This is a genomic window from Polaromonas sp. P3_C2, assembly GCF_056402675.1.
In genome coordinates this window covers 1-2,927 of sequence record NZ_JBFUGX010000531.1, presented here as the reverse complement: position 1 = coordinate 2,927, position 2,927 = coordinate 1, and the positions used below count along the sequence as shown (strand labels likewise).

Annotated in this window: 2 protein-coding genes and 1 pseudogene; all 3 read right to left on the bottom strand. The window is 64.9% G+C overall.

Translation table 11 applies throughout. From position 1 onward, the window contains the following. Nucleotides 1-239, bottom strand: a pseudogene (locus tag AC1DWI_RS18430) (imelysin family protein); the annotation flags it as partial. 117 nt (nt 240-356) lie between these two features. Beyond that, nucleotides 357-1,688: a cation:proton antiporter gene (locus tag AC1DWI_RS18425; RefSeq protein ID WP_477725400.1), complete on the bottom strand. Its 1,332-nt coding sequence runs from the start codon at nt 1,686-1,688 to the stop codon at nt 357-359. Nucleotides 1,689-1,873: 185 nt separating this feature from the next. Continuing rightward, nucleotides 1,874-2,927 (bottom strand): phospholipase A (locus AC1DWI_RS18420; protein WP_477725399.1); only part of this gene is annotated, 1,054 nt, incomplete at its 5' end.

Here is a 2,927-nt window from a genome sequence, read left to right as displayed (position 1 = left end):
GCATCGGTAAAAGCCTGCACTGCTTTTTGCAGGATGAGCGTGCTGGCCAGCGTGTCGTCATAGTTTGATTGCACCAGGTGGGCGTAATGCTTTGCCACGGCGGCCGCCGTGGTGGCTGGTGCCGCCACTGTGCCAGGCGCGGTACCAGCCGCTGCCGTTGCTGCGGGCTGGGCCATGGCCGGCACGGCAAGCAGGGCCACCAGGGCGGCAAGGATGGCGGGTTTGATTGCTGGTTTCACGACGACTCCTGTGTCTTTGTTAATCGGTCAAAGCGCGATTATACAAATGAGAATCGTTATCGTTATCAATAAGATGACTTTCTGTGACGCTGTGTGGGACGCAAACCGGCCGTTTTCTCAGGGCCTGCGGCGTTTGCCCGGTTTGCGCGCCTCATAGCGTTTCATCAGCGGCGTGACCGAAATGCCGTGGGCAATCACCGAGGCGACGACCACCGCGAGCGTGATGGAAAGCAGCCGCTGCGCGAGCGCGGGCGGGAGGTGGTGGTTGATGGCGTAGAGCAGGTAATACAGCGAGCCGATGCCGCGAATGCCGAACCAGGCCATCAGGCGGCGCTGCGAACCCCTGACCGGCGTTCCCAGCAGTCCGATAAAAACCGCCGCCGGCCGGATCACCAGGAACAGCGCCGGGATAAACCACAGCACTTCAGGGCGAAAGCGTGTGGTGGCGACCAGCACGCCCACGGCCAGCACGATGGCGACTTCCACGAAGCTTTCCAGCTGGCTGTTAAAGCGCTCTACTGCGCGCATCATGTGGGCGGGCGCTTCCGCGCCCGAGGCTTCCTGGTCATCGGGGCTCAGCGTTTCGTCGGGCGCGGCCGCAGCCTGGGGCGCGGGCCGCGCAWCGGGCTCGTCGATGCGGCGCAGCGCCAGGCCCGCCGTAAACACCGCCAGGAAGCCGTAGGTGTGAAAGAGCAGCGCCAGGCCGTACGTCAACCCGATGAGCCCCAGCGCGATGAATTCGTCCGAGCCCAGCGCTTCGCGGTGGCGCATGCGCAGGTAAAGAATGGCGCGGCCCACCAGCGTGCCGAGCAGCCAGCCCAGGGCCAGGCCGCCGGCCACGGCCCACAGCACATCGACGGCCCACCAGCGCCAGCCGCCTTCGCCGAGTTCGTGCAGCCCCAGCAGGYCGAGCCCAAGCATCACAAACGGAAATGCGGTGCCGTCGTTCAGCCCGCCTTCACCGGTGAGGCCGAAACGCAGGCGGTCGCGGTCGCCCGGATTGGCCACCTGAACGTCGGAGGCCAGCACCGGGTCGGTCGGTGCGAGGATGGCGCCCAGCAGCACAGCGGCGCCCACGGGCAGATCCAGCACATAAACGCCCAGTGCGGTGATGGCGGCCACGGTGACCACCATCGACACGGTTGCGAGTTGCACCGGAATGCGCCAGCGCCCATCCCGCACGCGGAACTCGAGCTTCATGCCGGCGGTGAACAGTGAGATCAGCACGGCCACCTCCGTGAGGCGCTCCAGCAGCACCGTGTTCTTGAGGGCGTCGAGTTTGAGCAGCCCCAGCCCGACGGGACTGACCGCCAGGCCGACGCCGAGGTACAGCATGGCGGCGCTCAGCGGAAGCCGCGCAATGAAAGAGCCGCCCAGAGTCATGGCAATCAGCAGCGCACCGGCCACGATGCAGGCCAGCGTGAAGGTGGTGGGCTCGGCAAAAGTCATCGCCCCACCTTACGGCAAGCGGGGGCGTTGCGGTATCAGCCGACGCGCCGTTGCCGTGGTGCCTGGATACGCTTGGCAGACACGTTTGCGCCCCATTCCTCAAGCGAAAAGCGCTCCGGGGCTAATAAATAGCAACGCAATCAGCTATAAAAACCATAGCAAGCCGCGGAATGTCGTTCCAGCGCCTACCAGTCCACCAGGCTCAGGCCGATGCTCAGAACATTGCGCTTTCGGTTGTAGTCCACGAGGCTGTCACCGTAGCCGCTGAAAAGCTGCACGTGATAACGCAGGCCGGTGTAGTTGGGCGACGAGGCCGGCGCCATCATCCAGTCAAACCGGGCCGAACCGCGGGCCTCCTTGCGCAGCGAATGCCGCAGCGTGACACCCACGGTGTTGGCCTTGTTGATCTGCCAGCTGCCCGTGACTTCTGCGCGGCCCACATAGTTTTCGATGCCGGGGTTGTCGTCGTTGCCCGAGGACTCCTTGAGCCGGTCCCAGATGCGCCCCTGCAGGATCAGGCCTGAGTCCTGGCCCAGTGTTTTCTCGGCGGCGCCCATCAGGTAGACGCGGTTCCAGCTGCGTGATAGCGGCAGCGACTGGCCGTTGGACTGGTGCACCAGCCCCAGGCCCGAGAGCCGGTAGTTCCAGCCACCGGCCAGCGGAATCTGGTGCGGGTAGATGTAGATCACCTCGGGCTCGTGGTCGGTGGTGCGAAACGGCCGCGAGATGCTGCCGTTGAACAGCTGCCAATAGCTTTGCTGCGTGTAGCCGAACCAGACCGAGTCATGGTCGTCGTCGTCGTTGTCGCCGCTTTTCAGCAGGCCTTTGGCGACCTTGGTGCGCACCGACAGCTGGATTTTGTTTTCAGTGCGCATATAGGGCACGGAGGTCAGCGCGGTATGCCCTGCGGAGGGTGATGAGGGCTGTGTGTTCACGCTGTCGGCGGTGGAGACGGCCAGCGTGATCGGCCGGTAGCCGCGCAGCGAAAACGTATCGCAGTCGGTGCCGCGCTGCAGTTCCCAGAAACGGGATAGTTCCGAGTACCTGGTGTTTTTGCAGCCGATCGGCTTGCCGTCCGGCGCTTCGGTGTTCAGTGATGGCAGCAGCAGCACCGGGGTGGCCGGCTGGCCGGTCTGGGCATTGGCCGGCGCTGTGGTCAGGCTGGGCGCCGGTGTGTTGGCGGGCGTTTGCGCATCTGCCCATTGCTGGAAGCAGGTGAGCTGCGCCGCAGGGTCGCCC